At 70.8% G+C, this 24,083-nt stretch carries 29 protein-coding genes; 5 read left to right on the top strand and 24 right to left on the bottom strand.

The window, feature by feature from the left end; all coding sequences use genetic code 11:
- Window positions 1–175: 175 nt before the first annotated feature.
- Window positions 176–1,468, top strand: a complete 1,293-nt coding sequence (locus VLK66_RS02175) for a hypothetical protein (RefSeq protein ID WP_325307509.1) — start codon at window positions 176–178, stop codon at window positions 1,466–1,468.
- 121 nt (window positions 1,469–1,589) lie between these two features.
- On the opposite strand, the gene VLK66_RS02170 is transcribed toward VLK66_RS02175, so the two are convergent.
- Window positions 1,590–1,778: a hypothetical protein gene (locus VLK66_RS02170; RefSeq protein WP_325307508.1), complete on the bottom strand. Its 189-nt coding sequence runs from the start codon at window positions 1,776–1,778 to the stop codon at window positions 1,590–1,592.
- Window positions 1,779–1,892: 114 nt separating this feature from the next.
- On the opposite strand from VLK66_RS02170, the gene VLK66_RS02165 reads away from it, so the two are divergent.
- Window positions 1,893–2,732, top strand: a complete 840-nt coding sequence (locus tag VLK66_RS02165) for a helix-turn-helix domain-containing protein (RefSeq protein ID WP_325307507.1) — start codon at window positions 1,893–1,895, stop codon at window positions 2,730–2,732.
- A gap of 164 nt (window positions 2,733–2,896) precedes the next feature.
- Here VLK66_RS02165 and VLK66_RS02160 read toward each other — a convergent pair whose 3' ends face one another.
- Together VLK66_RS02160 and VLK66_RS02155 are read right to left on the bottom strand one after the other, a co-directional pair.
- Window positions 2,897–3,499, bottom strand: coding sequence for a DinB family protein (locus VLK66_RS02160; protein WP_325307505.1), 603 nt, complete (start codon window positions 3,497–3,499; stop codon window positions 2,897–2,899).
- A gap of 240 nt (window positions 3,500–3,739) precedes the next feature.
- Window positions 3,740–3,982, bottom strand: coding sequence for a hypothetical protein (locus VLK66_RS02155; protein ID WP_325307504.1), 243 nt, complete (start codon window positions 3,980–3,982; stop codon window positions 3,740–3,742).
- Window positions 3,983–4,276: 294 nt separating this feature from the next.
- Here VLK66_RS02155 and VLK66_RS02150 point away from each other — a divergent pair, with 294 nt between their 5' ends.
- Window positions 4,277–5,089, top strand: coding sequence for a DUF72 domain-containing protein (locus VLK66_RS02150; protein WP_325307502.1), 813 nt, complete (start codon window positions 4,277–4,279; stop codon window positions 5,087–5,089).
- A 101-nt stretch (window positions 5,090–5,190) separates the two neighbouring features.
- Here the strand turns inward: VLK66_RS02150 and VLK66_RS02145 are convergent, their stop codons facing one another.
- The 8 genes from VLK66_RS02145 to ligD all read right to left on the bottom strand — a co-directional run bounded on the left by VLK66_RS02145 (window position 5,191) and on the right by ligD (window position 11,238).
- Window positions 5,191–5,583 carry a DUF2784 domain-containing protein gene (locus tag VLK66_RS02145; protein WP_325307500.1) on the bottom strand — a complete coding sequence of 131 codons (393 nt, stop codon included), beginning with the start codon at window positions 5,581–5,583 and terminating at the stop codon, window positions 5,191–5,193.
- Between the two features lie 84 nt (window positions 5,584–5,667).
- On the bottom strand, window positions 5,668–5,889 hold the full coding sequence (locus tag VLK66_RS02140) for a hypothetical protein (RefSeq protein ID WP_325307499.1): 222 nt from the start codon (window positions 5,887–5,889) through the stop codon (window positions 5,668–5,670).
- Window positions 5,890–6,105: 216 nt separating this feature from the next.
- On the bottom strand, window positions 6,106–6,339 hold the full coding sequence (locus tag VLK66_RS02135; protein WP_325307497.1) for a hypothetical protein: 234 nt from the start codon (window positions 6,337–6,339) through the stop codon (window positions 6,106–6,108).
- 23 nt (window positions 6,340–6,362) lie between these two features.
- Entirely contained in the window at window positions 6,363–6,974 is a 612-nt protein-coding gene (locus tag VLK66_RS02130) for a hypothetical protein (protein WP_325307496.1), read from the bottom strand.
- A complete protein-coding gene (locus VLK66_RS02125; protein WP_325307494.1) occupies window positions 6,971–7,570 on the bottom strand; it encodes a DUF1802 family protein in 600 nt (199 codons plus the stop codon). Before VLK66_RS02125 ends, VLK66_RS02130 begins: the two co-directional genes overlap by 4 nt.
- Window positions 7,570–8,727 (bottom strand): aminomethyltransferase family protein, encoded by a 1,158-nt coding sequence (locus VLK66_RS02120; protein WP_325307492.1) that lies wholly within the window; start codon window positions 8,725–8,727, stop codon window positions 7,570–7,572. Before VLK66_RS02120 ends, VLK66_RS02125 begins: the two co-directional genes overlap by 1 nt.
- A gap of 201 nt (window positions 8,728–8,928) precedes the next feature.
- Window positions 8,929–9,957, bottom strand: coding sequence for an ATP-dependent DNA ligase (locus VLK66_RS02115; RefSeq protein WP_325307490.1), 1,029 nt, complete (start codon window positions 9,955–9,957; stop codon window positions 8,929–8,931).
- A gap of 297 nt (window positions 9,958–10,254) precedes the next feature.
- Window positions 10,255–11,238 carry a non-homologous end-joining DNA ligase gene (gene ligD / locus VLK66_RS02110; RefSeq protein WP_325307489.1) on the bottom strand — a complete coding sequence of 328 codons (984 nt, stop codon included), beginning with the start codon at window positions 11,236–11,238 and terminating at the stop codon, window positions 10,255–10,257.
- A 288-nt stretch (window positions 11,239–11,526) separates the two neighbouring features.
- On the opposite strand from ligD, the gene VLK66_RS02105 reads away from it, so the two are divergent.
- A complete protein-coding gene (locus VLK66_RS02105) occupies window positions 11,527–12,507 on the top strand; it encodes an NAD(P)H-quinone oxidoreductase (protein ID WP_325307488.1) in 981 nt (326 codons plus the stop codon).
- A 227-nt stretch (window positions 12,508–12,734) separates the two neighbouring features.
- Here the strand turns inward: VLK66_RS02105 and VLK66_RS02100 are convergent, their stop codons facing one another.
- From VLK66_RS02100 to VLK66_RS02040, 13 genes are all read right to left on the bottom strand, one after another.
- Window positions 12,735–12,905, bottom strand: coding sequence for a hypothetical protein (locus tag VLK66_RS02100; protein WP_325307487.1), 171 nt, complete (start codon window positions 12,903–12,905; stop codon window positions 12,735–12,737).
- Window positions 12,906–12,973: 68 nt separating this feature from the next.
- Window positions 12,974–13,159, bottom strand: a complete 186-nt coding sequence (locus VLK66_RS02095; protein WP_325307486.1) for a hypothetical protein — start codon at window positions 13,157–13,159, stop codon at window positions 12,974–12,976.
- Window positions 13,160–13,200: 41 nt separating this feature from the next.
- Entirely contained in the window at window positions 13,201–13,383 is a 183-nt protein-coding gene (locus VLK66_RS02090; RefSeq protein ID WP_325307485.1) for a hypothetical protein, read from the bottom strand.
- Window positions 13,380–13,574 carry a hypothetical protein gene (locus VLK66_RS02085; RefSeq protein WP_325307484.1) on the bottom strand — a complete coding sequence of 65 codons (195 nt, stop codon included), beginning with the start codon at window positions 13,572–13,574 and terminating at the stop codon, window positions 13,380–13,382. Before VLK66_RS02085 ends, VLK66_RS02090 begins: the two co-directional genes overlap by 4 nt.
- A 60-nt stretch (window positions 13,575–13,634) precedes the next feature.
- Complete coding sequence (locus VLK66_RS02080; protein ID WP_325307483.1) at window positions 13,635–13,844, bottom strand: hypothetical protein; 210 nt, start codon at window positions 13,842–13,844, stop codon at window positions 13,635–13,637.
- Window positions 13,845–13,879: 35 nt separating this feature from the next.
- On the bottom strand, window positions 13,880–14,089 hold the full coding sequence (locus VLK66_RS02075) for a hypothetical protein (protein WP_325307482.1): 210 nt from the start codon (window positions 14,087–14,089) through the stop codon (window positions 13,880–13,882).
- 26 nt (window positions 14,090–14,115) lie between these two features.
- Window positions 14,116–14,304, bottom strand: coding sequence for a hypothetical protein (locus VLK66_RS02070; protein WP_325307481.1), 189 nt, complete (start codon window positions 14,302–14,304; stop codon window positions 14,116–14,118).
- A gap of 338 nt (window positions 14,305–14,642) precedes the next feature.
- Entirely contained in the window at window positions 14,643–17,042 is a 2,400-nt protein-coding gene (locus VLK66_RS02065) for an HlyD family secretion protein (RefSeq protein ID WP_325307479.1), read from the bottom strand.
- 3 nt (window positions 17,043–17,045) lie between these two features.
- The gene (locus VLK66_RS02060) at window positions 17,046–19,268 is read right to left on the bottom strand and encodes a peptidase domain-containing ABC transporter (protein ID WP_325307477.1); all 2,223 of its coding nucleotides are present in this window, start codon (window positions 19,266–19,268) and stop codon (window positions 17,046–17,048) included.
- Between the two features lie 58 nt (window positions 19,269–19,326).
- On the bottom strand, window positions 19,327–20,382 hold the full coding sequence (gene gwsS / locus VLK66_RS02055) for a grasp-with-spasm system SPASM domain peptide maturase (RefSeq protein ID WP_325307476.1): 1,056 nt from the start codon (window positions 20,380–20,382) through the stop codon (window positions 19,327–19,329).
- 5 nt (window positions 20,383–20,387) lie between these two features.
- Window positions 20,388–20,609 (bottom strand): hypothetical protein, encoded by a 222-nt coding sequence (locus VLK66_RS02050; RefSeq protein WP_325307475.1) that lies wholly within the window; start codon window positions 20,607–20,609, stop codon window positions 20,388–20,390.
- Window positions 20,593–21,588, bottom strand: a complete 996-nt coding sequence (gene gwsG, locus VLK66_RS02045) for a grasp-with-spasm system ATP-grasp peptide maturase (RefSeq protein ID WP_325307474.1) — start codon at window positions 21,586–21,588, stop codon at window positions 20,593–20,595. The genes VLK66_RS02050 and gwsG overlap by 17 nt, the downstream gene beginning before the upstream one ends.
- 216 nt (window positions 21,589–21,804) lie before the next feature.
- The gene (locus tag VLK66_RS02040; protein WP_325307472.1) at window positions 21,805–22,011 is read right to left on the bottom strand and encodes a hypothetical protein; all 207 of its coding nucleotides are present in this window, start codon (window positions 22,009–22,011) and stop codon (window positions 21,805–21,807) included.
- A 692-nt stretch (window positions 22,012–22,703) separates the two neighbouring features.
- Here VLK66_RS02040 and VLK66_RS02035 point away from each other — a divergent pair.
- A complete protein-coding gene (locus VLK66_RS02035; protein ID WP_325307470.1) occupies window positions 22,704–24,050 on the top strand; it encodes an HD domain-containing protein in 1,347 nt (448 codons plus the stop codon).
- The last annotated feature ends 33 nt before the right edge of the window (window positions 24,051–24,083 follow it).

The following is a 24,083-nucleotide window of genomic DNA, read 5'->3' as shown; positions in this document are numbered from 1 at the left end:
GCGCCGCGTCAGGCTCCCGGACAGACGTTCGTTCACGAAAGACGAGGCAGGCAGCGCGGGCTCCCGGTAACAGACTCTGGTCATGGCGCCGCAACCGACATACTTTATGGCCGCAAACGCGGTCCATCCCGTCGCCGCGCGGGCTTCAGCGCCCGCGCCCCGCCAACGGAGCCCGATGAAGGCACTCCAGCCGAACGGACGCGTCGTGCGTCCGCGCGCCTCCTGCGCCGCTCCGCCGCCCCCGCACGCCGACGACGCCGCCGAGGGGGCGGACCTGCTGGACGAGATCGCCGGGCCGGTGGGCGTGCTCCTGTGGAGCGCGCTGCGCGACTTCATGCTCTGGGCGGACACGCCGGCGGAACGGCGGGCCGGCCTGTTCGGCCCCCATGCGGGCGAGGTGCGGCGCCGCGAGCTGGCCGCGGCCGCGCCGGAGCAGGAGCTCTGGGCGCCGCTGCTGACGCTGGCCCAGATGACCGACGACGCCGCGCATGCCGACCCCACCCGGCTGGTGTTCGCCGTGCGATCGCTGGCGCGGTGGGCGGAGCGGCGCGGGGCGCCGCGTGCGCGGCTGGCGTTCGCGCACGCGGCGGCGGTCGCCGTGGCCGACGATGCCCGGCTGGCGCTGGACGCGGCCCGGCTGGCGCGCGACGCGGCGCGCCACGCGCAGGCCGAAAGCTGGTTCCGGCGGGCCATCCGGCTGGCCCGGGGGCACGACTGGGAAACCTACGTGTGGGGGTTCATCGGCCTGGGCGTGCAGTACATGCGCACGGGCAACTACCCCGCCGCCCAGGCGGTGATGCGCCGCGCGCTGCGGTCCGCGCGCAAGCGCCGGCTGCACGGCCTGGAAGGGTCCGCGCACCACCACCTGTTCGTGTTCTGCGTGGACGCGGGGCGGATGGACGAGGGGTACGCGCACGCGGGCTTCGCCCTGCGCGCCTACGGCGAAGGGCACGCGCGCCTTCCCGCGCTGGCCCACGACCTGGGATGCTTCTGGGCGGAGCGCGGGCACTTCGCGCGCGCCCTCTCCATCCTGGACGTTTCGCTCCCGCACTTCCCCGGCGGCCCCGGGCGCCTGCTGTCGCTGGCGAACGTGGTGCGGGCCGCGGGGGGCGCGGGGGCGCGGGCCCGCTACGAAGCCGCGCGCGCCGAGGCCATGGCGCTGGCCGAGATGCCTATCTGCGCCGAGTTCGCGGCCGAGTCGCTGCTGGTGATCGCGCAGGGTGACGTGAGCCTGGGCGAATGGACGCGCGCGGAGACGGCGGCGCGTGCGGCGCTCGTGGTTGCCCGCGAGCGCGACGAGGCGCGCACGATGATGGCGGCCGAGGCGCAGCTCGAGGCCGCCGCCAACGGCCGCGCCGTCGAGCGCACCGCGCCTCCGGAAACCACGGAGCTGGCGCGCCGCGCCGACGAGCTCGCGGTGCAGGTGCGCGCCTCGCTGGCGCGCCGCCCGGCGCACGCCGACGCCTGAAAACGGCGCGAGCCCCCGATCGGTCCGGATCAGGGACTTCGCGGCACGGCTTCCGCAGCGGAGCCCGGCCGGACCGTCACCGCACGGGTGACGGCCCGGCCGGGTGGCTCGCGATCCGGAATCAGCCTCCGCCGCCCATCATCCCGCTCCCGTCGGTGGTCTTGTTTCCGCCGCCGCCCATCATCCCGCTCCCGTTGGATTCCTGGTTGACGGGCGGGCGCCGGGTCACGGGCCCGGTAAGCGAGTCGGCCGAACAGGCAGCCAGCGTGAGCACGGCGGCGGCGAACACGAGCGACGTACGGAATTTCATCCGGTCCTCCTGGTGTGCATCGGGTTGTGTGGGGGCGAGGCGGCATAAGGTGATGCGTTTTTGTGCGGCCCGTCAAGCGGTGTCGCCAATCTGACCCCCTTTCAGGACGTAACATTGCAGGAGGTCGTCCGGCCGCTGTTCCTGCTCCACGCCTCGCCGGTGCTGAAGGAGCGCCTGGCCGCGGTGCAGGGAACGGCTTTCCGGCTGGTGCCGGTGCGTGACTGGAAGGAGCTGGCGTCCGAGCTGGGCCGGGCGCCGGGAACGGCCGTGTCGGTCGTAGACCCGTTCGCCGGGGCGGCGGGCGGCGCGCCGGTGCCGGCGCTGCGGGCGCTGCTCGAGGAGCACCCCCTGGCCACCGTGGTCGCCGCGTTCCCGGTAACGCCCGGGCATGCCGACGCGCTGCGCACCCTGCTCGCGTGGGGCGTGGCGGATGTCGTCGCGCTGGGGCGCGAGGACAGCGAGCCGGCGCTGGCCCGCCGCATCGCCGCGGTGCAGGCGCGCACGGTGCACCGGCTGCTGCGCCGCGCCCTTCCGCGCGGCGTGCCCGCCCGCGCCCGCGCGCTGCTGACCACCGCGGCCGAGACGGTGGCGGCCGGCGGACAGGCGCCGGAACTGGCCGCGGCGCTGGGAGTGAACGAGCGCACCGTCCCCCGCTGGTTCGCGCGCGCCGACCTGCCGCCGCCGCGCCGGCTGATGGCGTGGCTGCGCCTGCTCCTGGCGGCGGAGCTGCTGGACGACCCGCGGCGCACGGTGGCGCAGGTGGCGCGCGCCTGCGGGTACGCCAGCGAGGTCAGCCTGAAAGCCGCCATGCGGCAGTTCATGGGCGCCCCGCCCAGCGAGCTGCGCGAGCGCGGCGCCTTCGCCACGGCGGCGCGCGCGTTCAGCCGCGAGCTGTTCGAGCTGCGCGAGACCGCACGGGCGCGGGGCAAGCCGGAGAAGACCTGGCTCAACTGACGCATCTCCATCCCCCGCTCCCGGTCCGCCCGGAAGCGAACGCGCGGTCCACGGCATCCGCGCATCGCCGCGCGGCGCGGGGACGGCGACGAAATCAAACGACCGGCGGCCCGCACCACTCGCGGGCCGCCGGTTCCGTCTTGTGGAATGCGATCCCCGCGAGCTCAGCCTGCCGGAAAGCCGGCGTGCTCCTTCACCCGCCGCATCTGCCAGAGGTGGCGTCGCTCGTGGGCCAGGATGAGCGCCAGCGCGTCGCCCGCGTTCATCCGCACCAGCCGGCTGGCGGGGGAGACGATGCGGATGCGGCGCAGGTCCAGCCCCGCGGCGGCGCGGATCGTCTCCTCGAACGCGTCGTGCAGCGCGCGCCAGTCCGCCATCTCCCGCGTTCGATCCGCCGCATCCCCGCCAGCGCCGGCGGGGCGCCAGATGCGCGGAGCCTTGAAGCGCATCCGCGGCGGCGGCTCCATCCAGCGCACCATCAGCCCGCCGACGAGGCTCGGCCTGAAATCCCCCCGGTCCGCCGATCCCCGGGCGCGCGCGGCCGCCAGCGCCGGGCGCAGCGCATCCGCGTAGCTGCGGCCGGAGACGGTGAGATGGCGCACGATCTGCCCGACCGACCACACGGCCGGCTCCGGGCGCCAGCCGAACTGCGCGCCGGTGAGGCCGGCCGTCAGCTCTTCCGCGTCGCGGCGGATGGCGGCGAGCTCATCGAGATATCCCTGCAGGAGCGGCGAGAGCGGGAGCGTGGGCGGGAGGATGGTCGGCATCGCGCGGGCGGCGGGTGGGACGGAGGATTGCTCTCATGATAGGCGTGGCGCGGCGGCGGAGCCAGAACGGCGATGATGCCGCGGGTGCGCGCCGGGGGTGGAAAGCGAGTAGATCCGCCCCTCGATGCCGAGGCCTCCAATCCATCTCCACACAAAACCGCGGGGGCGCCCGTTTCCGAGCGCCCCCGCGGTGGTTGGATCTCCGCCTGGAGAATCAGGATCCGGCCGCCCGGGCGCGGATCAGAACTCCGATTCGGCGGGCGAGGCGGCGGTGCCGCCGTTCCGGCTCTTCCACCACTCCACCAGCTTCAGCACGCCCCACACCAGGAGCACCAGCGGCAGCACCTTGGTCAGCAGGATCCCGCCGAGCACCCATGCCAGGGCGAATACGCTGAAGACGATCTTCATCGCCACCACGGCGAGGATCACCAGGACGATCCACTTCAGGATCATCTCTACCTTGTTCTTTCCGTTCGTGTCCATCTCGAGCGCTCCGGATTCTGGGGACTGCGTTTCAGGCGGATTCGCCGGGCCATCCCGCTGTACGGGGGCCGCCGCGGGGAAGTTTCAGCCGGCCGGGCGCCGGCACTCGGGCCCGCGCCGGACCGACACGGAAGGCGCGATGCAATCTCACGATACGCGGGGGGATGGACAACGGTTTCAGCGCGGATAGCCGCTCCCGGACGCGCGGAGCGGGCCGGCGGGCGGTGATGCGGGGCTTGCGCGGATCGCCGCCCGCGCGCATCCTCACGGATACACGTGAACGGAGGATGCGGCGTGGCGGGAGAGATCCGGATCGGCACGCAGGGGTGGAACTACGCGGCGTGGGTGGGGCCCTTCTACCCCGAGGGCACCCGCCCGGCCGACATGCTCACGCTCTACGCCCAGGCGTTCGGCACGGTGGAGGTCGATTCCACCTTCTACGCCACTCCGCCGCCCAACTCGGTGCGCGGGTGGGCGCGGCGCACGCCGGACGACTTCGTCTTCGCGCTGAAGATGCCGCAGGAGATCACGCACGAGCGCCATCTCCGCCGCGCCGAGGCCGAGACGGAGACGTTCCTGGAGCGCGCGCGGATGCTGGGCCCCAAGCTGGGGCCCATCCTGGTGCAGATGGGGCCCGAGTTCGCGCCGCCGGACTTCGACGCGCTGGAGTCGTTCATCCCCCGGCTCCCGCGCGACCTGCGCTTCGCGGTGGAGCTGCGGCAGGCGAAGTGGATGCGGCCGGACGTGCTGTGGGACCTGCTGGCGCTGCTGGCCGAGCACGGCGTGGCGCTGGCGCTCAGCGACGGCCGCTGGATCCCGCGCGACATGGTGCTGGAGCTGGCCGCGAAGCCCACGGCGGACTTCCACTACCTGCGGTGGATGGGGCCCAACCGCGACCTGACCGACTTCTCGCACGTGCAGGTGGACCGCGGCGAGGAAACCGCGGAGTGGGCGGGCGTGCTGCGCGGGCTGACGGTCGACGTCTTCGGCTACATGAACAACCACTTCGCCGGTCACAGCCCCGCCTCCGCGCGCGACCTGCAGCGCCGCCTCGGCATCGCGCCCGTGGACCCGAAGCAGATCGGGGAGCAGATCTCGCTCTTCTGAACCATCGATAACTGCAATCTCACGCGGAGACGCAGAGAACTCATCGCGGCGATGGGTTCTCCGCGTCTCCGCGTCTCCGCGTGAGGCCGTTCCGTTTTCTGCTATGCGGGAACGGCGGGAGTCCGCCGCCGCCCGAACGCGAGCCAGTAGACGGCGACGTTCACGGCGATGACGAAGAGGCCGATGGCGATCTGCATCCCGCGCGTGAGGCCGGCGGGGTACATCGCGCGGGTGATGTAGTGCTCCACGAAACCGCCGGCGTACCCCGGCTCGTGGCCCAGGTCGCGGAGGCGGTGCTCCAGCGGCGTGAGCGGGCAGATCCACCCGCCGAACTCGATCAGCGCACCCCACGCGGCGCACGGCAGATGGGCCCGCGCCGCGCGCCGCCACCGCAGCACCAGAATTCCCCCGAGCACCACGAACAGCACGAAGCCGAAGTGGATCACCACCACGGTGTCGGCCAGCGTGCGGTACGTTGCGGGCGAGAGCGTCATCCGCTGAATCCTGCGGGAGCCGGTCCTCTCCGGGTGCGGAGAGGGCCGGCTCGGGGTTTCCCTTCTTTCGCGCCCGCCCCGCGATCAGCAGTACTGGGGATACTGGGTCGGGCACGCTTCCGGGCTGTACGTGGGCGCACAGTTGGGGGTGCAGAGGCCCGTGTGGCAGGCATCGTATGCCGAGCCGCAATGCTGCCCCTGCATGGTCTGCTGGTAAGCCACCACGGTTCCTTCGGCGGCGTGTGAACTCGACGTGGCGAAGCTCTGCACATCGAGACTCTCCACCGCCAGCTTGATCTTCCGCATCGGTCTCATCCCTTTCTGGCTCTGTGGCACGCATGCGGGCGTTCGCCGCGCGCGTCCGCCCCGCACGGGATGCGCAGGGGAGGTAGCCACAACAACGAGCTGCGGGGAAGGGGCAAGAACGGGTCCACGTAAGCCGCCAAGTCGTTTACAATCGCCGAGTTGGATGCAAATGGGATCGCGCCCGGCGATCACGGGTCCGTTCGCGGGCGAACCGGGTCAGGGACCCTTCTTCGTGGACCGCCCGGCGCGCCATTCCCGCCAGCTCGGGTGATCCACCTCCACGAACGGCCCCAGCGCATTCCGCTCCGCCAGGAACGCGCGCTCGTCCGGGTCGCGCGCCGGCCGCGTCATTCCGGTGGGATCGATCCGCTTTCGCAGTTCGACGAGCGCGGCCCGGTGGCGCGCCCACATCTCGCGAAGCTCAGTGAGATCAATATCGTCGATGTCCATAGTCCTTGGTCTCCAATGACGCTTCAACGATACTCGCGGTGCCATCGGGCCTCAAGCGTCTGCTCCGTCAGGGGCTCGCCCGACGCCATAATCTCACGCAGCAGATCATAGGCGTGCTCCGAGCCCTCCTTGCGCAGATAGGCACGAAGCGCCGCTTCATCGATCTGGCTCCCGAGAGCGCGAATCATCTCGATTGCCTCCACGCCGTATGCCCAGTACTTCCAATGTCGGAACCCGATTACGCGGTCCGCCAGCACGTACTCCTTCCGCACCACCCGCAGAGTCATGGGACCGATTGTAAACTCCTCCGTCGGCTCCGCCATGTAGTTGCCGGGCACTTCGACGAATAACTCCCCACGGACCCAATGCCTGCCACGGCGCGTCAACCCGAGCGAGGTGAACACGTCGTCTAACGCCTCGCGTGTCTGGCGCTCGACAACCAGATCTATGTCGCTCGTCGTGTAGGCGTCCGGAATGTAGAACTCGATCGCGCCGCCGCCGACCAGCGTCGCCTCCATCCCCGCTTCTCGCAACGCGGTCTGCAGGACGGCGGCGGCGAGCGTCAACCGTTCCACGTGCTCGCGGTCGCTGTCCCAGGCCTGCTCCAGCGCGCGGCGAAGCTCGTCCGTGGTCATTCGCCGTCGCGGCGGGGGATGGGGGATGCGGCTGCGTCACCCAGCCGCGCCAGCACCTCGCGGCGGAGGGCGGCGAAGGGGGCGTCGGGGAGCGCGGGGAAGGCGGGGGCGGCGGAGACGGGTTCGTCCAGCTTCAACCACGAGACGCAGCCCTCGTACGCGGCCGTGTTGGGGATGGCGCGCGGCTCGGCGAGGACGTGCGCGCGGACGAGGACCACGTGCAGGTACGGCTTGCCGCGGTACTCGAAGCGCGACTCCAGCGTCTCGTCGGTGAACGGCTGCAGGTCGGCGAGGCGCTTCAGCGCGTCCAGGTCCTCCACGCGCCACGCGTCCTCGACTGCGCACCAGACGCGCAGCGGGATGGTGTCCGGGGCGAAGCGCGGCGTGTCGCCCAGGTGGCCGCGGAAGGCGGGGGAAAGCTCGTGCTCGTTCTGGTGCCACCCCGTGGGGAAGATCCAGAAGCCGCGGTGCTCCACCTCGAAGCCGCCGCGCTTCTCATGGATGCCGCCCTTGCGCACCAGCACGGAGAGGCGGCCGCTCGCGAGCGCATCCTCGATCGCCGCCCACTCCTTCAGCGCGACGTCGCCCGTCTCCATCACGCCGGCCGCTCGAAGGGCAGCTTCGCGACCGTCGCCATCGCACCGTCCGGCGCGCCGAGGCGGACGACGGCACCGGGCTCGACCTCGCGGCGGACGTAGCCGAGCGCGACCGACTGCCCCAGCAGGGGCGAGTGCGCGACGCTGGTGAGCCAGCCCGCGTCTTTCCCCGTTTCCGCGTTCACCAGCCGCGTGCCGGGCGCCGGCGCGGGCGCGTCGCCGAGGAGGAGGCCGCGCAGGTGCTTGTTCACGTGGCCGCGGTGGGCGATGCGGACGATCACCTCCTGCCCCGTGTAGCACCCCTTGGAGAAGGAGATGGCGCGCTCCATCAGCCCCGCCTCCTCGAACGCCTCGGTGGGGATCACGTCCTCGGTCAGGTCCGCGCCAAAGCGCGGGCGCCCCGCCTCGATGCGCAGCGTCTCGATCGCGCCGAAGCCGATCGGCCGCGCGCCGGCCACGGCGAGCGCATCCCACAGCGCCCCCGCCGCATCCGCGGCGACGAACAGGTCGAATCCGTCCTCCAGTCCCACGTACCGCGTCGCCGCGACCATCACCGCCGCGCCGCCGAAGTCCGCCTCCGCGTGCGCATCCTCCGCGGACGGCGGGTCGATCCCCAGCACCTGGCCCACGATCTCCCGCGAGCGCGGGCCGTAGACGCCCAGTCCGGCCAGCGTGTCCGTCACGTCGCCCCACTTCGCGAACATGGGCGGCACCATCTTGCGGAAGTGCTCGCGGACGCCGTCCAGCGCCTCGCGCGGCATCTCCACCAGCACCTCCACACCCGACGGCAGCTCGCGCCGGAAGATGCGCAGCTCGGCGATGGTGCGGCCCTTGGGCGTGAGCATGGCCGCGTAGACGCCCTGCCCCGGCGCGGCCTTCAGCAGGTCGTTGGTGATGAGCCCGTGGATCATCTTCACGGGGTCCTTGCCCCACATGCGGATGCGCGCGCGGTCGCCGCGCTCGGCCAGCCCGGCGCCCTCGCGCACCGCGCGGTACTCGCCCGCGGAGTCGCCGTAGTGCCGCGCCACGCGCCGCCCCGCCACCTCCGTCCACACCGCGCCCACGGCGTCCTGCCGCGCGCGGATCGGGCTCTCGGACGGGGGAATCTCCACGGCGGGAGAGGGGGATGGAGCGCTGGTGGGGATCGAATCTACCATCGTCGGGATTCTGCTTCGGTGCGAAACGACTTCCGTGAGCGTGATTGTACACCGGGAGATGTATCGCGTTTGCGGGATGGAAGAAAGAGAGTCGCGGCGAAGCCCCCGGGAAGGCGGCCGAAGCCGCGGCAACCACGACGGAAAGCCTCGCAAACTACGCGAGGCTTCAACCGCACGAGGCCGCGCCGGCAGAGCGCGAAGTTACAGCAATGCCGCCGTAGACCGGCTCTCGCGGATCACCTGCTCCATGCTGCACTGGCGCGGCTCCTTGTCGGGGCGCCAGCGGAGGAAGCGGGTGCCGTGGCGGAAGCGGCCGCCGCTGAAGTGGTCGTACTGCACCTCGGCGACCAGCTTCGGCGCCAGCGGCTCCCACTGGGTGGAGCGCTCGGTGCTCCAGCGGCTGGGGCCGCCGGGCGCGCTGCCGGTGAAGCCGGGCGCCTGCCGCAGCTTTTCCAGCTTCGGCGTCAGCTCCTCGCGTTCCTCCTCGGGAATCGCGGAGCAGAAGCCGATGTGGTGCAGCAGCCCGTCCACCGTGTAGAGGCCGAGCAGGAGCGAGCCGATGACGGGCTTTTTCTGCAGGTAGCGGAAGCCGCCGACCACGCACTCGGCGGTGCGCAGGTTCTTGATCTTCACCATCGCGGTGCGCTCGCCGCTGGCGTAGGGCTCGTCCTCGCGCTTGGCCATCACGCCGTCCAGTCCCCGCACGCCGCCGGTGAGCCACCCCTTCGCCTCGCCCACGTCGCACGTCGACTTCGAGAGGCGGACGGGGCCGCCGGCCTCGAAGAACTGCTCCGCGAACTCCTCCAGCTTGCGGCGCCGCTCCTCCAGCGGCCGGTCGTGGACCGGGCCGCCGCGCGGGCCCAGCAGCAGGTCGAAGGCGACGAAGACGGCCGGGTGCGCCGCCGCCAGCTTCGCCACGCGGCTCGCGGCGGGATGGAGGCGCAGCTGCAGCTCCTCGAACGAGAGCGAGTCGCCGACGGGGACGACGATCTCGCCGTCGAGGACGAAGCGCTTCGCGCGCAGCGACAGCATCGCCTGGACGACGTCGGGGAAGTAGCGCGCGAGCGGCTTCCCGGCCTTGGAGCGCAGGTCCACCTCGTCGCCGTCGCGGAAGGCCAGGCAGCGGAAGCCGTCCCACTTGGGCTCGTACATCCACCCGGCGCCCGTGGGGATCTCGGCCGCGCTGTCGGCCTCCATGGGCGCGTAGTCCAGCCCGATCGGCAGCTCCATCTTCTTTCTTTCCAACGTGTTCGTTCGTTACCCAAGGAGTTTCGTGCGAGCCCCGGCCCCGCTGCCCGGCGACTGAAGTCGCAGCAACAACCACGGGAAGCCTCGCAAACTGCGCGAGGCTGTTCGGCGCGGTGAAGGGCTTCGTCTCGCATCAGCATCCGCCCTGCGCACCGACGTCATCCTGAGGCCGACCACACCGTAACTCGTATCAGCGCAACACCTTCCAGGCCGAAGGATCTGTGGGTGCGGCAGCACGTGAGCTAGTCGGATGCACCGATCCTTCTCTCGGATTCCGTGTCAGATCAGCTTCGACAGGTCGAATCTTCCGCGGTTCAGCAGCAGGGGGCGATACAGATCACCCTTCTCCTTCAGCCGCGCGGGGACGTTCAGGACGGTGAAGTCCTCGATCTCCACGCCGCCCTCGACCTCGTCCCACGTGACCGGTGTGGAAACCGTGGCGCCGGGCTTGGCGCGGACGGAGTAGACGGACGCCAGCGTGCGGCCCCACGCGTTCTGGTTGTAGTCGACCAGCACGCGGCCCGCGGGGCGCCTGGCGACGCGGTACTCGGCCGTGACGAGGTCGGGGTAGAGCTGCTCCATCGCCTGCGCGAAGCGCTTGGCGAAGCCCCACACCTGCTTCTGCAGCGGCCCGCGCACGATCGGCACGTAGATGTGGATCCCCTTGGAGCCGGTGGTCTTGGGGTAGCTCTTCATCCCCAGCTTGGCCAGCGCGTCGCGCACGTGCAGCGCCACCTGCCGCACCCGCGCGAAGTCCGCGCCGGGGACGGGGTCCAGGTCGAAGTGCACGTAGTCGGGGCGGTTGTAGTCCTCACAGGTGGCGTACCACTGGTTCAGGTCGATGCACCCCAGGTTCACCACCCAGAGCAGCGACGCCACGTCGTTGACGATGGGAAAGTCGATGATGCTCTTGCTCTTGTGCTCGATGGCGCAGGTCTTCAGCCACGCCGGCGCGCCCGACGGCGTGCGCTTCATGAAGAAGAACGGGCCGTTCCAGCCGTTGGGGTAGCGCTTCATCACCATGGCGCGGCCGCGCAGGTGCGGCAGCAGGTACGGGCTGACGGCCAGGTAGTAGCGCAGCAGGTCGCCCTTGGTGATCCCCAGCTCCGGCCAGAACGGCTTGTGCAGGTTGGTCAGCCGCACGGACTTGCCGCCCACCTTCACCTCGCACGCCTTGCCGCGCGCGGGGATCAGCTCCGGACCCGCGTCGGCCTGGCGCACGTTGGCGGGCGTGGATTTCGGCTTCGCTTTCGGTGCGGCCATGGCGAACAAAGTGCGAGAGTGCGGGAGTGCGGGAGTGCGAAAGAGGTCTCGTCGCGGGACGGGCTTCGCGGCGCTCCGCCGCGACGGAGCGCAACAACCCTGCCGGTGTGCACGATGATGGATTCGGGGGATGAGCGAGCGCCTTCTGCCGTTGCAGTTCCGGCGCTGCCGGGCGCGCTGGTGCACTTCTCGCGTTGGGCGCGCGGCACAAGGCACGGATGCGTTCCTCGCATCCGCGCGCGGTCGGGATTGAACTTCGGTTTGGATCGGACTCCAGTCGGGACACGCATGAAAGCCATCGTCATCACCCGCCCCGGCGGGCCGGAGGTGCTCGCGCCGGAGGAGCGGCCCATCCCCGAGCCCGGGCCGGGCGAGATCCGCGTGCGGGTGCGCGCGTCGGCGCTGAACCGCGCGGACCTGCTGCAGCGCCGCGGCAGCTACCCCGCGCCCCCCGGCGCCCCCGCCGACATCCCCGGGATGGAGTACGCGGGCGAGGTGGACGCCGTGGGCGAGGGCGCCGGCCTGTGGGCGGTGGGCAACCGCGTGATGGGAATCGTGGGCGGCGGCGGCCACGCCGAGTACGTGGTGGTGCACGAGCGCGAGGGGATCCGCATCCCCCACGACCTGGACTGGGAGCACGCGGCGGCCATCCCCGAGGCGTTCCTCACCTCGTACGACGCGCTCTTCCGCCAGCTCGACCTGAAGATGGGCGAGCGGCTGCTCATCCACGCCGTCGGCAGCGGCGTGGGGACGGCGGCGCTGCAGCTCGCCCGCGCCGCGGGGGCCATGACCATCGGCACCTCGCGCACCCCGGAGAAGCTGAAGCGCGCCGAGGAGCTGGGGCTGGAGGTGGGGATCGACACCACGCGCGAAGACCTGGCCGAGGCGGTGAACCAGGCCACCTACGGCAGCGGAGTGCACGCGGTGATGGACCTGGTGGGCGGCAAGCTGCTCGAGGCCAGCCTCCGCGTCCTCGCGGTGCAGGGGCGCGCGATCGTGGTGGGCACCACGGCGGGGTCGAAGGTGGAGATCGACCTGGGGCTGCTGCTGCGCCGCCGCGTGCACCTGTTCGGCACCGTGCTGCGCAGCCGCCCGCTGGAGGAGAAGATCGCCCTCGCGCGCGAGTTCTCGTCCGTCGTCCTCCCGCTCCTCTCGTCGGAGCGGATCAGGCCCGTGGTCGATTCGGTCTTCAGCTTCAAGGACATCCGCAAGGCGCACGAGCGGATGGAATCCAACGCCACCTTCGGCAAGATCGTGCTCACCTGGTAGACCGGCCCGGCACGCACGAGAAAGGGGAGCCCCGCGCGGGCTCCCCTTTCGTCGGTATACCAGATCCGGGAGATCAGCTTCTGCATCCGCGCTGCCCCCCCGACGTCATCCTGAGGCCGGCCACACTGCAACTTGAGTTAGCGCAACACCTTGCAGGCCGAAGGATCTGTGGGCGCGGCAGCACGTGAGTGGGTCGGATGCACCGATCCTTCCTACTGGATCTCGTATCACCCCGCGCTCACAGCGTCGAAGTCGGGCTCCTGGATCATCTGGTCGTTCACGATCACCCAGTGGTACGTCGGCGGGTCCGAGACGGTGGCGCCGCCCCTGATCTGCGCGGCTTCTTCCGTCGCGAGCGGCGCGAAGCGCGCGTCGCTCAGCGATTCCAGACGGGTCATGGCAGCTTCTCCGTGCCGGCCGGACGGGCCGGCCGATGGGTTCGGGGTCGATGGGGCCGCGGCGCCGGTCAGGCGACGGTCGCGGGCTCCGCCTGCTCGTCCTCGTCGCGGCCGTAGCCGACGAACACGCCGTTGACGTAGTCGGCCGCGAACGTCTGCGTCGCGGTGGCGATCATGCCGCCCTTCACCTGCGCGGCTTCGTCCTCCGCCAGCGGCGCGAACTGCGCCTCGCTCAGCGATTCCAGCTTCTTCATGGCGTCCTCCTGTGCATGGGGAGATGAGGGAATCGGCGGGATCAGTCGGTCACGTAGTCCCAGCCGATGAAGTTGCCGTCCAGCCCGTAGACCGGAACGAGCATCAGCGTGCTTCCCGGCTGCTCGGTCGCGGCGGCGCCGCCCTTCACCTGCGCGGCCTCGGCCGCCGCGAGCGGGGCGAACAGCGCGTCGTCGAGCGGCTGCAGCGTGGGGCGCGAGCTCACGCCACGGCCTCGGCGACGGTGGTGGAGTCCGGATCGGGAATGAGCTCCACGACCACCTGACCGTTGATGATCGTGTAGTCCTTGATGTAGGTCTGCGCGGGCGTCGAGGCGATTCCGCCCTTCAGCATCTCCGTCTCTTCCGCCGACAGCGGCGTGAAGAGCGCCTCGTTCAGCGATTCCAGCTTCGACATCGTCATCTCCGTCTCTCGAAAGGTGGATGTTGGGCCCCGCGGGTGCGGGGAGCGGGTGGGTCAGGCTCCGAGCGTGCCGATGGGCTCGGCCGGAGCGGAGTCGTCGTCGGGCGAGATGTCGTAGTCCATCACCACGGTGCCGTCGCTCAGGAAGGTGTTGGCGCCGCGGATCAGCTGCGTGGGCGCCGCCATCCCGCCCTGCACCGACGCCTGCTGGCCGGCGTCGAGGGGCTGGAACAGGTCGGAGCTCAGGGATTCCAGTCGGGACATCGGGAAGCTCTCCGTGCGTGTGTGGATCAGGGGGATCAGGCTCCCACCGTGCCGATCGGCTCGGCGGGCGCCACGTCGTCGTCGGTGTAGATGTCGTAGTCGTAGACGTAGCTGCCGTCGCTGATGAACGTCATGCCCTTCACCAGCATCTGCGTGGCCGCCGCCGCGCCGCCCTGCACCGCCGCCGACTGCTCGTCGTCGAGGGGCTGGAAGACGTCGGAGCTCAGGGATTCAAGCCGGGACATCGGGGGATTCTCCGCGCGTGAAGGGGTCAGGCCGGCTGCGTGGGCTCGGTGTCGCCGATGAAGTCGTTGTCCTCGATGCGGGTGCCGTCGGGCATGATGTCGTAGCTCTTCCCGATGTACATCATCGTGGCGCCGCTGCCGCCCTGCAGGCTGGCCGCGTCCTGCTCCGCGAGCGGCTGGAACAGCTCGGAATTCAGGGATTCCAGTCGGGACATGGGAATTTCTCCTGCGTTTCTGGGGAGATGAGGAGCCGCGCGCGAGCGGCGCGGATCGGGAGACGGCCCACCCGCCGTCGAGGAAAATCCTACGTCACGGCCCGATCTATCCGGGTCGTGGATGCCGGGGGATGGCCGCGGAGCCGTGTCCGCGGCGCATCCCTCGCCGATCGATCATTGCGAATGCGGGGATCGTGCAATCCCGCAGCGCACGTGCGACCTCGCCTGTAGATCCTTCGGCCTGCAGCCGTTCGTGCCGAGACGACGACGGTGTGGCCGGCCTCAGGATGACGTCTCTCTCTGCTCCTCTGGAACAGAGGTGATCGCCGGATCCGGTATCAGTGCCCGCCGGCGTGGTCCAGCAGGTCGCGCAGCTGGTTGAACACGCGCTCCAGCAGCCGCAGGTCGCGGGTGACGATCTGCGCCTGGCCGCGCATCTCCTGCCGGAAGGGGATCTCGCGGTGGTAGTTGGTCACCAGCTTCGAGGGCACGGCCACGTCGACCAGGTACATCGACTCGTCCTTGTCGCGCTGCTGGAAGGGCACCTGCGCGATGGACGTCACCCGCCCCTCCACGCTGCCGAACTCGCGCGACGGGTAGCTGTCGAAGCGGATCAGCACCGTCTGCCCGGGCTCCACCTTCCCCGCCCCGCTCTCGCTGAGCAGGACGCGGCCCACCACGCGCCCCGATGCGGGAACCACGGCGATGACGGGGTCGTTCGCGTCCACCGCCTGGTGCTCGGCCAGCCCGCGGAAGAGCGAGACCCGGCCCGCCACCGGCGCGCGCAGCACGTGCTCCTGGTCCCAGTGCGCCACCGCGGCCCGCAGCGCGCCGAAGGCGGTGCGCAGCGAGAGCAGCGAGTTGCGCCCCTGGTCGTCGCCGGTCTTGCGCAGGTCCAGCAGCTGGCTGCGCAGGCTGGAGATCTGGATCTCGCCCGAGGCCATGGCGTTGCGGCCGTCCTGCTCGGCCGAGCGGTGCTGGATGTAGTCGGCCTCGGCGCGCTCCATCTCTTCCTGCGAGATCAGCCCGCGCTGGGCCAGCGTGCGCGCCCGGTCGCGGTTGCGGCCGGAGATGGCCAGCGCCTCGGCCGCCAGCGCCTGCTTGGCCACCAGCGTCTCGCGCAGCCGCTCCTGCTCGGCCAGCTGGCGCTCCAGCTCGGCGCCCTTGCCGGCGTAGTACCCCGCGCCCGAGAACGAGCGGAAGTCCGACAGCGCCTGCAGGAAGGCGGCGTACGGCGCCTGGATGTCGCCCAGCGACAGGTTGGCGTCGAAGGGCACCGCGGCGGCCACCGAGGGCGAGGCCAGCGACCGCTCGAAGCGGTCCAGCCGCTCGTTCAGCGCGAACACGTCGCGGTAGTCGGCGGGGCCGCGGATCACCACCAGTGGCGCGCCGCGCTCCACCGGCTGGCCGTCGGCCACGAACAGCTTCTCCACCTCGCCCGCGGTGCGCGCCGCCAGCCGCGACGGCGGCTCGGGGGTGGTGAGCGTCACCTTCCCCTCCACCATGTCGGGATAGCGCACGAACCAGCTGGTCAGCAGCAGCGCGCCCACGGTGGCGAAGATCAGCGAGATCCCCCACCGCACCACCCAGTGGGGAACGTAGCCGATGATGTCCTCCATCTCGTCGCTGCGCAGGTTCAGCTCCGGCTCCTCGCCCTCGTCGCCCAGGTCGAACGGCAGGGGCGCGAACGCCGGCTCGCGCGCGGGGACGTATGACGAAACGGCGTGGGGCGATGGAGATGGAGATGCGGCCGTCGTCCCCGTCTCCCCCATCCCCATCGTCCCGACCGGAGACGGCGCCGGCGATGCGGGCGAGGATGCAGGCGCGGGGGCCGAGGCCGCGCGCAGGATGATGCGCTCGGCGCCGACGAACAGGATGCGGCGCCCGTGGTCGTCCGTCACCACGCGCACGCTCTCGGCGTCGCCCGGCTTCAGCTCGATCGGCGGCAGGGGGATGCGCTCGGCGCCGACCACCACCACCAGCCGCCCCGCGTCGTCGGTGGCGATGCGCGCGGGCTCGCCGGCCCCCGGGGCGGCCGCGGCCGGCGCGGGCGCGGCGGAGGGAAGCGGAATGCGTTCGTCGCCCAGCACGGCAAAGCGGCGCCCGGCCTCGTCCATCATCAGCCGCGGCTCGGGGATGGGGCCGCCCGGGTGCGCGCCGGGCAGCACGATCCGCTCCCCGTCCACCACCAGGATCCGCCGCCCGGATTCATCGACGACGACCCGCATCGGCGCGGGAACGGGTGCGGGGGCGGGCGCGGCGGGGCCGTGCGTCCCCGTTCCCCGCGCGGCGGCGGCGCCGGCGGCGGAGTGCAGGATCACGCGCTGCGAGCCCACGAACAGGATGCGGCGCCCGGAGTCGTCGGTCGCCACGCGCGCGGCGGCCGCCTCTTCCGGCGCGAAGGCCACCGGCGGCAGCGCCAGCCGCTCGCCGCCCACCACCACCACGCGCTTCCCGTCCTCGCCGGTCACGATGCGCGCGGGCTCGCCCACCATCACCGCGGGGGCGGCGGCGCCCGGCGCGGGCTCCAGGCGGGGGAGGGCCACGCGCTCGGAGCCCAGCAGCACCCAGCGGCGGCCGGACTCGTCGGACATCAGCCGCGGCTCGGGGATGGGCTCGCCCGCGGGGTGCGCGCCGGGAAGGACGATCCCCTCGCCGTCGATCACCAGCACGCGGCGGCCGGCGTCGTCCACCACCAGGCGCATGGGCGCGGGCGCGGTGCCGTTCATGGAGTTCATGGCTCAGCTCCCCAGCTCGAGCTGGTTCTTCACCAGCCGGTAGTAGTGCCCGCGCTGCGCGGCCAGCTCCTCGTGCGTGCCGCGCTCCACCACGCGGCCGCGGTCCAGCACCACGATCTGGTCGGCGTTCTTCACCGTGCTCAGCCGGTGCGCCACGATCACCACGGTGCGCCCGCGGAACTCCTCCTGCAGGTTCTCCATGATCGCGCGCTCGTTGTTGGCGTCCAGCGCGCTGGTGGCCTCGTCGAACATCAGGTAGCGCGGGCTCTTGTAGACGGCGCGGGCAATCAGCAGGCGCTGCTTCTGTCCCTGGCTCATCCCCACCCCGTCGCGCCCCACGCGGGTGTTGTAGGCCAGCGGCAGCCCCTCCACGAACTCGCGGATGTTGGCCACGCGCACCGCGTGCAGCAGGCGGCGCTGGTCCACGTGGTCGTTGCCCACCGCCACGTTCCCCGCGATGGTGTCGGAGAAGAGCGCGCCGTCCTGCATCACCGCGCCGCAGGCCCCCCGCCAGGTGCGCGCGGAAAGGTTCCTCAGGTTGCACCCGCCCACGTGCACCTCGCCGCCGCCGGGGGCGTAGAACTTCAGCAGCAGCTTCAGCAGCGTGGTCTTTCCGCTTCCGCTGGCCCCCACCACCGCCGTCACCTTCCCTTCGGGGATGTCGAGGTCCAGGTCCTGGAGCACCGGCTCGCCCAGCGCGCCGCCGTAGCTGAAGGAGACGCCGCGCAGCGAGATCGACCCGTCCTCGGGGAGCTGGGCGATGCGGTTCTCGGGGTCTTCCTCGTCCTCGTGCAGGTGGATCTCGCCCAGGCGCTCCACCGCGATCTTGGCGTCCTGCGCCGCGTGGGCGATGTCGACCAGCTGGGTGATGGGGCCGTTCAGCTGGCCGATGATGTACTGCACCGCCAGCAGCATCCCCAGCGTCAGCTGGCCGTCGATCACCAGCTTGGCCGCCAGGAACGAGATGACGATGTTCTTCAGCTCGTTGATGGCGATGGAGCCGCCGTCCTGGAACTGCTCCAGCGAAAGGCTCTTCAGGCTGACCTTGAAGAGCCGCGCCTGGATGCGCTCCCAGCGCCAGCGCTTCTGCTGCTCGGCGTTGGCCAGCTTGATCTCGCCGATGGCCCCCGCCATCTCCACCAGCGCGCTCTGGTTGCGCGCGCTCTCGGCGAACTTCTGGTAGTCCAGCTCCTTGCGCCGGCGCAGGAAGAGGAGGGCGTACGCGATGTACAGCGCGCTCCCGCCCGCGAACACCAGGAAGATGGTGCCGTTGTAGATGGCCAGCACCGCGCTGAACACGGTGAGCGTGACCATGCTGAACACCGCGTTCAGCGACGTGGTGGTCAGGAACTGCTGGATGCGCGAATGGTCCTGCACCCGCTGCAGGATGTCGCCCACGTGCCGCGTGTCGAAGAACGGCACCGGCAGGCGCATCAGCTTGGCCAGGAAGTCGGAGATCAGCGATACGTAGATCCGCGTCCCCACGTGGAAGAGGATGCGGTTGCGGATGAAGTCCACCGCGGTGCGCGAGATGAACAGCGCCAGCTGCGCGATCAGCACCACGTTCACGAAGCTCAGGTCCTGGTTGCCGATCCCGTAGTCGACCAGGGCCTGCGTGAGGAAGGGGAACACCAGCTGCAGCACGCTGGCCACCATCATCCCCAGCGCCACCTGCACGAAGTAGCGGCGGTAGCTCTTCACGTAGCTGGCGATGTAGCGCAGCGACGCCCGGTTCCCCTCCTTCTGGTCCTCGCGCTCGAAGAAGTGCGGGGTGGGCTCCAGCAGCAGCAGCACCCCCCGCGCCCCGTCGCCCGCGCCGTCCGACACCCAGCCGCGCCGGAACTCGTCGTGGCTGAAGCTCATCAGCCCCTCGGCCGGGTCGGCCACGTACACGCGGGTGCGGGTGACGCGGTGGACGACGACGAAGTGGTTCTGGTTCCAGTGGGCGATGCAGGGGAGCGGCGCCTCGGTGGCCAGCGCCTCGAAGGTCGTGCGCACCGACATCGTGCGCAGCCCCACCGCCTCGGCCGCGTAGGCGATCCCCAGCAGCGACACTCCCTGCCGGTCGATGCAGCTGCGCTCGCGCAGCTCCTGCAGCGAGTAGCGCTTGCCGTAGTGGCGGGCCACCATGCGCACGCAGGTGGGGCCGCAGTCCATGGCGTCGAACTGCCGGTAGGTGGGGAACGTGTGCCGGGGACGGATCCGGCTGCGCAACTTCTCGGTCATTCGCGTACTTCTTTCGAGAGGGTGCGGAAGTGCGGGAGTGCGGGTCGCTCGGGACGCCTCAGCCGGTCGCGGCCAGCGCGGCGGCGGCGGACGACGACGCATCCCACTTCGCGGCGTACGGGTCGTAGGTGCAGCGGCTGGGCTTGGCGTGGCGCTCGGCCGACTCGCGGGTGAAGGCGCGGCAGTCGGTGCACACGTAGCGGAACTCGCAGTCGCGGCAGGTTTCCACCTGGTCCTTGGTCACGCTCCACGGGTCCCTGAACCCGGGCGCGGCCAGCGCCGCCGCCAGCGGCGTCCCGGCCGCGTTGCCGAAGGTGCGCGGCATCGACGGGCAGTTGCGGATCTCGCCGCGCTCGTCCACCGACAGCTTGCGGTTCAGGCACGAGTTGAAGCCCGTGGCCTCGGTGAAGGCGCCCAGCGTGACCGCGAAGTAGGCCGGGTGCACCTGCCCGCAGTGCGCGTGCGAGTCCATCACCTCGTCGCGGTAGCGGATCACCGCGTCGCCGGGGCGCCCCTCGTCCACGCCGTCCATGGGCGCGGAGTGCACCACCACGCCCGACACGCGCTGGTGCGGGAACACCGTGGCGCGCAATTCCTCGCGCGTCCACTCGCCGCTCCAGGGAAGGAGAAGCTCCACCGAGCGCGCGCGGGTGCCGTGCAGCAGCCCCAGCACCGCGTCCAGCTCCGCCAGGGCGATGGGGACGAAGAAGCGCAGCTGCAGCGCCTTGCACCCCAGCTCGTCCAGCTGGCCGAAGAGCGATTCCCAGTCGTGCGCCGACCCGGCGCCGCAGTCGATGATGGCGTTGGTCACGCGCTCGGGGCGGTCCCACGACAGGTCCAGGTCGGGGAACGCCTCGGGGTCGTCGCACCAGAAGCCCAGGTCGTTGCCCAGCAGGAAGGTGAAGTACTCCTGCAGCGTCTCCGAGCATTCCGGGCCGTACATCGCCTCCAGCTCGGGAACGGTGCGGTCGCGGTGCTCGGTGACGATCTCGTACAGGCCGTTGGGAATCAGGTGCAGCTTGCCGCGCTGCAGGTCGCAGATGCTGCTGCGGCGCGCGCCGCGCACGGGCACGCACCCGGCGAACAGGCGGAAGGGCTTGGTCCGGTCGAGCATGGCTCTCACTCCCCCAGGCGCATGCAGCGCGAGATGGTCTTGTAGAAGCCGGCGCAGGCGTACACCCGCGCGCGGTGGCGCGCGCTTTCGGCGGCGCGCTGGATGTGCATGGGCGCCAGCGCCTCGCGCATGTGCGGGTACAGCAGCGGCACCCGCCGCGGGTCGAACGCCTCGCGCACCCCTTCGGGCACGGCCAGCGCGGCGTCGTCGTCAGTCCTGGTGGTCACGCTCGTCCCTCCGGATCAGGTACTCGGCCACCCTGCGGTGCAGGGGGTAGTTGCACGGCTCCGACACCATCGCGAACTGCCCGGCGGGGTTCACCTCCAGGAACACGTGGCGCCCGTCCGGGGTGCGGATCAGGTCCAGCGAGCCGGTGTCCAGCCGCATGGTTTCCATGAAGCGGCGCACCGCGGCCTCGACCTCCGCAGGAAGGCGGTAGGGAACCGTGCGGTTGGGGCGCTCCACGTTGTAGCGGCGGAAGTCCACCGCCGTCTGCGCATCGTTCTGGGAGAAGATCGCCATCGGCCAGCACTCGCCGTCCAGGTAGAACACGCGCAGCTCGCAGCTCTTCTCCACCATCTCCTGCACCAGCGAGGGGAAGAAGGTGTCGGGAAGCGCGTCCACGTCTTCGGCGCTCAGGCGGGCGGTGTACATCCCGAAGGTGCGGCCCTCCACGTTCAGCATGTCGGCGTCGCCCACGCACTTGGTGATCACGTCGGGGTGCGCGGCCATGAACGCCTGCAGCGTGCGCTTGTCGTTGGTCAGCAGCGTGGCGGGAATGGCCAGCCCCGCGTCGCGCGCGGCGCGCAGCGCGCGGAGCTTGTTCACGCGCCGGGTCTCGGGGTGCGACAGCCAGCGCGCCCCGCCCAGCATCCCGAAGATCGACGCCGAGGTGGCCATCACCTCGCGCGCCAGGTGCGACTGCACGTCGCGGCGCAGCCCGGCGTCCTGCGTGACGGGGCCCAGGGCGCGCAGCTGGTGCCAGCGGCGCAGCCACACGGCGCCCACCTCGGCGTGGCGCACGGGGCGGCCGTCCAGCCGGAACTCCAGCGCCTCGCCGGCGTCGTCCAGGCGCAGCGCGTACGGCTCGCTCCCGGTCACGTCCTCGCCGTTCAGCCGCACACAGTCGCCGCCCAGGGCCTCGATCCAGTCCTGGACCTCGTCGGTGGAGAACTCGTAGCTCTCCTGGCTCATCACCAGAATCATCCCGCCACACTCCGCGTGCGTTGCCGGTTCGGTTCGATGGGGGTTTTGGATCGGTCCCGCGAAACTGCTCTGGAACTGCTCTGAAACCGCGTTGGAAACTGCCCGAAACCGCTTCTGAGAGAGAAAAGAGAAGAGGGGACCTGGGTGGTGCCCCCTCTTCCCACATGAGCCGCCTGGGTTCAGCGCCCGGTCGCCCAGGACGCCGGGGGTACTTCCTTACGCGGCCGCGATCTGGTCGGCCGGCTGCGCCGGGCCCTCGTCGGTGAAGATGTCCTTGTCGTTGCCGATGTAGGTGCCGTTCAGGAAGGTGTTGCTCCACACGGTCGACGACGTGGCCTCGGCCATGCCGCCCTTGACCATCGCCGCCTCGGACTCGCTCATGGGGGCGAAGATGTCGGCCTTCAGGCTCTCGAGCTTGGTCATGGTACTGTCTCCGTTCAGTTGGGTGAGTTGGGTGAGTACTGCGTGGACGGTCAAGCGGCTCGGCGATGAGGATACAAACTCCGCCATAAATGGTCAAGTCATATGTTTCTGTCACCAAACGCCTGTTTGCGATACCAGAGCGCCGAGACATTCTGCTACCTGCGTTGCATCCCGTTATGCTGCAACAGATTGAACATGCGTAACAAATACGAAATCCGGCGGGAAACATTTGAAGGAACCGATTTTAGATCAAGCTGCCTCTATTTCCTTTCTCTGCAAAATTTTAGGTGCGCTCCTATCGTGTCCTTGCAATAAAAACTAAAATCATCTTTTAGCGTGCGAACTAGGCCATTTCTAAAACGCGTGAGAGCCTGCCCCGCAGACTGTTCTGGAACGCGAGGGCATGTGGATGCCGGGCGCTGGACACTCTCTCAGTTTCCCACCGCTCCCGACGGGACGATGCTCGAGGCGCCGTGGAGGTGGCGACCTCCCCCCGCGTCACGGCTCCGCGGGCGAGCGGCATCGATCGCCGGATCGGCGACGGTAGGACGTCATCCCCATCGCCGGTGTGAAGAGACGGCTGCACCGGGATGCATCGCCAGCGCGGTGTGGTGGACCGCCGGTGGCGCAGTGTGCGCGCCCGGTGTTCACCTTCTTGCCGGAGGCGGCGCGCGGCGCCACTTTCCGCGCCCATGCCACCACACGCCGACCATCCCGCGCACGAGTTCGAGGTCGTCCGCGACCCGCTCTGGAACACCATCCGCCTGGACCGCACGGCGGTGGCGCTGATCGACACCCCCGAGTTCCAGCGGCTGCGCAACATCCGCCAGCTGGGGCTGGCCTACCTGGTCTATCCCGGCGCCACGCACACCCGCTTCGACCATGCGCTGGGGGTATACCACCTGGCGCGGTGGGCGCTGGGGCTGCTGGCCGAGCGCGGCGAGCTGGAGGGGGTGGACGCGGCGGAGTGCGCGCTGGTGCCGTACGCCGCGCTGCTGCACGACGTGGGGCACTACCCGTTCAGCCACGCGCTGGAGGAGCTGGACGGCGAGTGGATCTCCGGGCACCACGAGACGCACACGGGGCGCTTCCTGGCCGCGCCGCGCATCGCCGCCGCGCTGGAGGCGGTGGCGCCGGGGGCCGCGGGGCGCATCGAGGCGCTGGTGCGCGGCGCGTCGGAGTCGCCGCTGCAGGGACTGGTGTCGGGGAGCCTGGACCTGGACAAGATCGAGTACCTGCGCCGCGACGCCCGCTTCTGCGGCGTGCCGTACGGCGAGGTGGACGTCGACCGCCTGCTGCACGCGCTGGTGCTGGTGGACGACCCGGCGACCGGGCGGCGCGAGATCGGCATCCACGAGAAGGGATTGTCGGCGCTGGAATCGCTGCTCTTCGCCAAGTACCAGATGTTCCGCAACGTGTACTGGCACCACGCGGTGCGCGCGGCCACCTCGCTGTACAAGCGGCTGGTGCAGGAGGCGGTGGACGGCGGGCTGCTGACGCAGGACGAGGTCGTGGGCCAGACCGACGAGCGGCTGCTGGTGACGCTGGAGGTGCGCGCGGAATCCGCCTCCGGCCCGCACGCGGAGCGGGTCGCCCGCCGCTGGCTCCCCTGCCTGCGCGAGCGGCGCCTTCCCAAGCGCGCGCTGGAGCTGCCGGGCGAGGCGCTGCGCGGCCTTCCCGCCGAAGACTGGCTGTACACCGAGCCGCGGCTGCGCTACGACCTGGAGCTGCGGCTGGCGCGCGACCTGGGGATGGAGGACGGCGGCGCGTTCGTGGACTATCCCGAGAAGCCGCGGATGCTGGGGCTGGACCTGCTGCTGATGCGCCGCGACGGCTCCGTGCACCGCCTGACCGACGAGGGGCGCGCGGGGCTCATCGACCTCCCGCAGCTCTCCGACGAGCTGTACTACACGGCCCGCGCCTTCCGCGTGTTCACGCTCGACCGGCGCACCATCGAACCGAAGAAGATGCTCGCGCTGCTGTCGCTGACCGCGGACGAGCTGCGGGCGAGGCTGGAGGATGCGGCGGGGTTGATATGAAACAGAAGTCCTAAGTCCTGAGTCCCAAGTCCC

This window comes from Longimicrobium sp. (assembly GCF_035474595.1).
Classification (GTDB): domain Bacteria; phylum Gemmatimonadota; class Gemmatimonadetes; order Longimicrobiales; family Longimicrobiaceae; genus Longimicrobium.
Note: the sequence above shows the minus strand (reverse complement) of the source record. Positions and strands in the feature narration are given on the sequence as shown.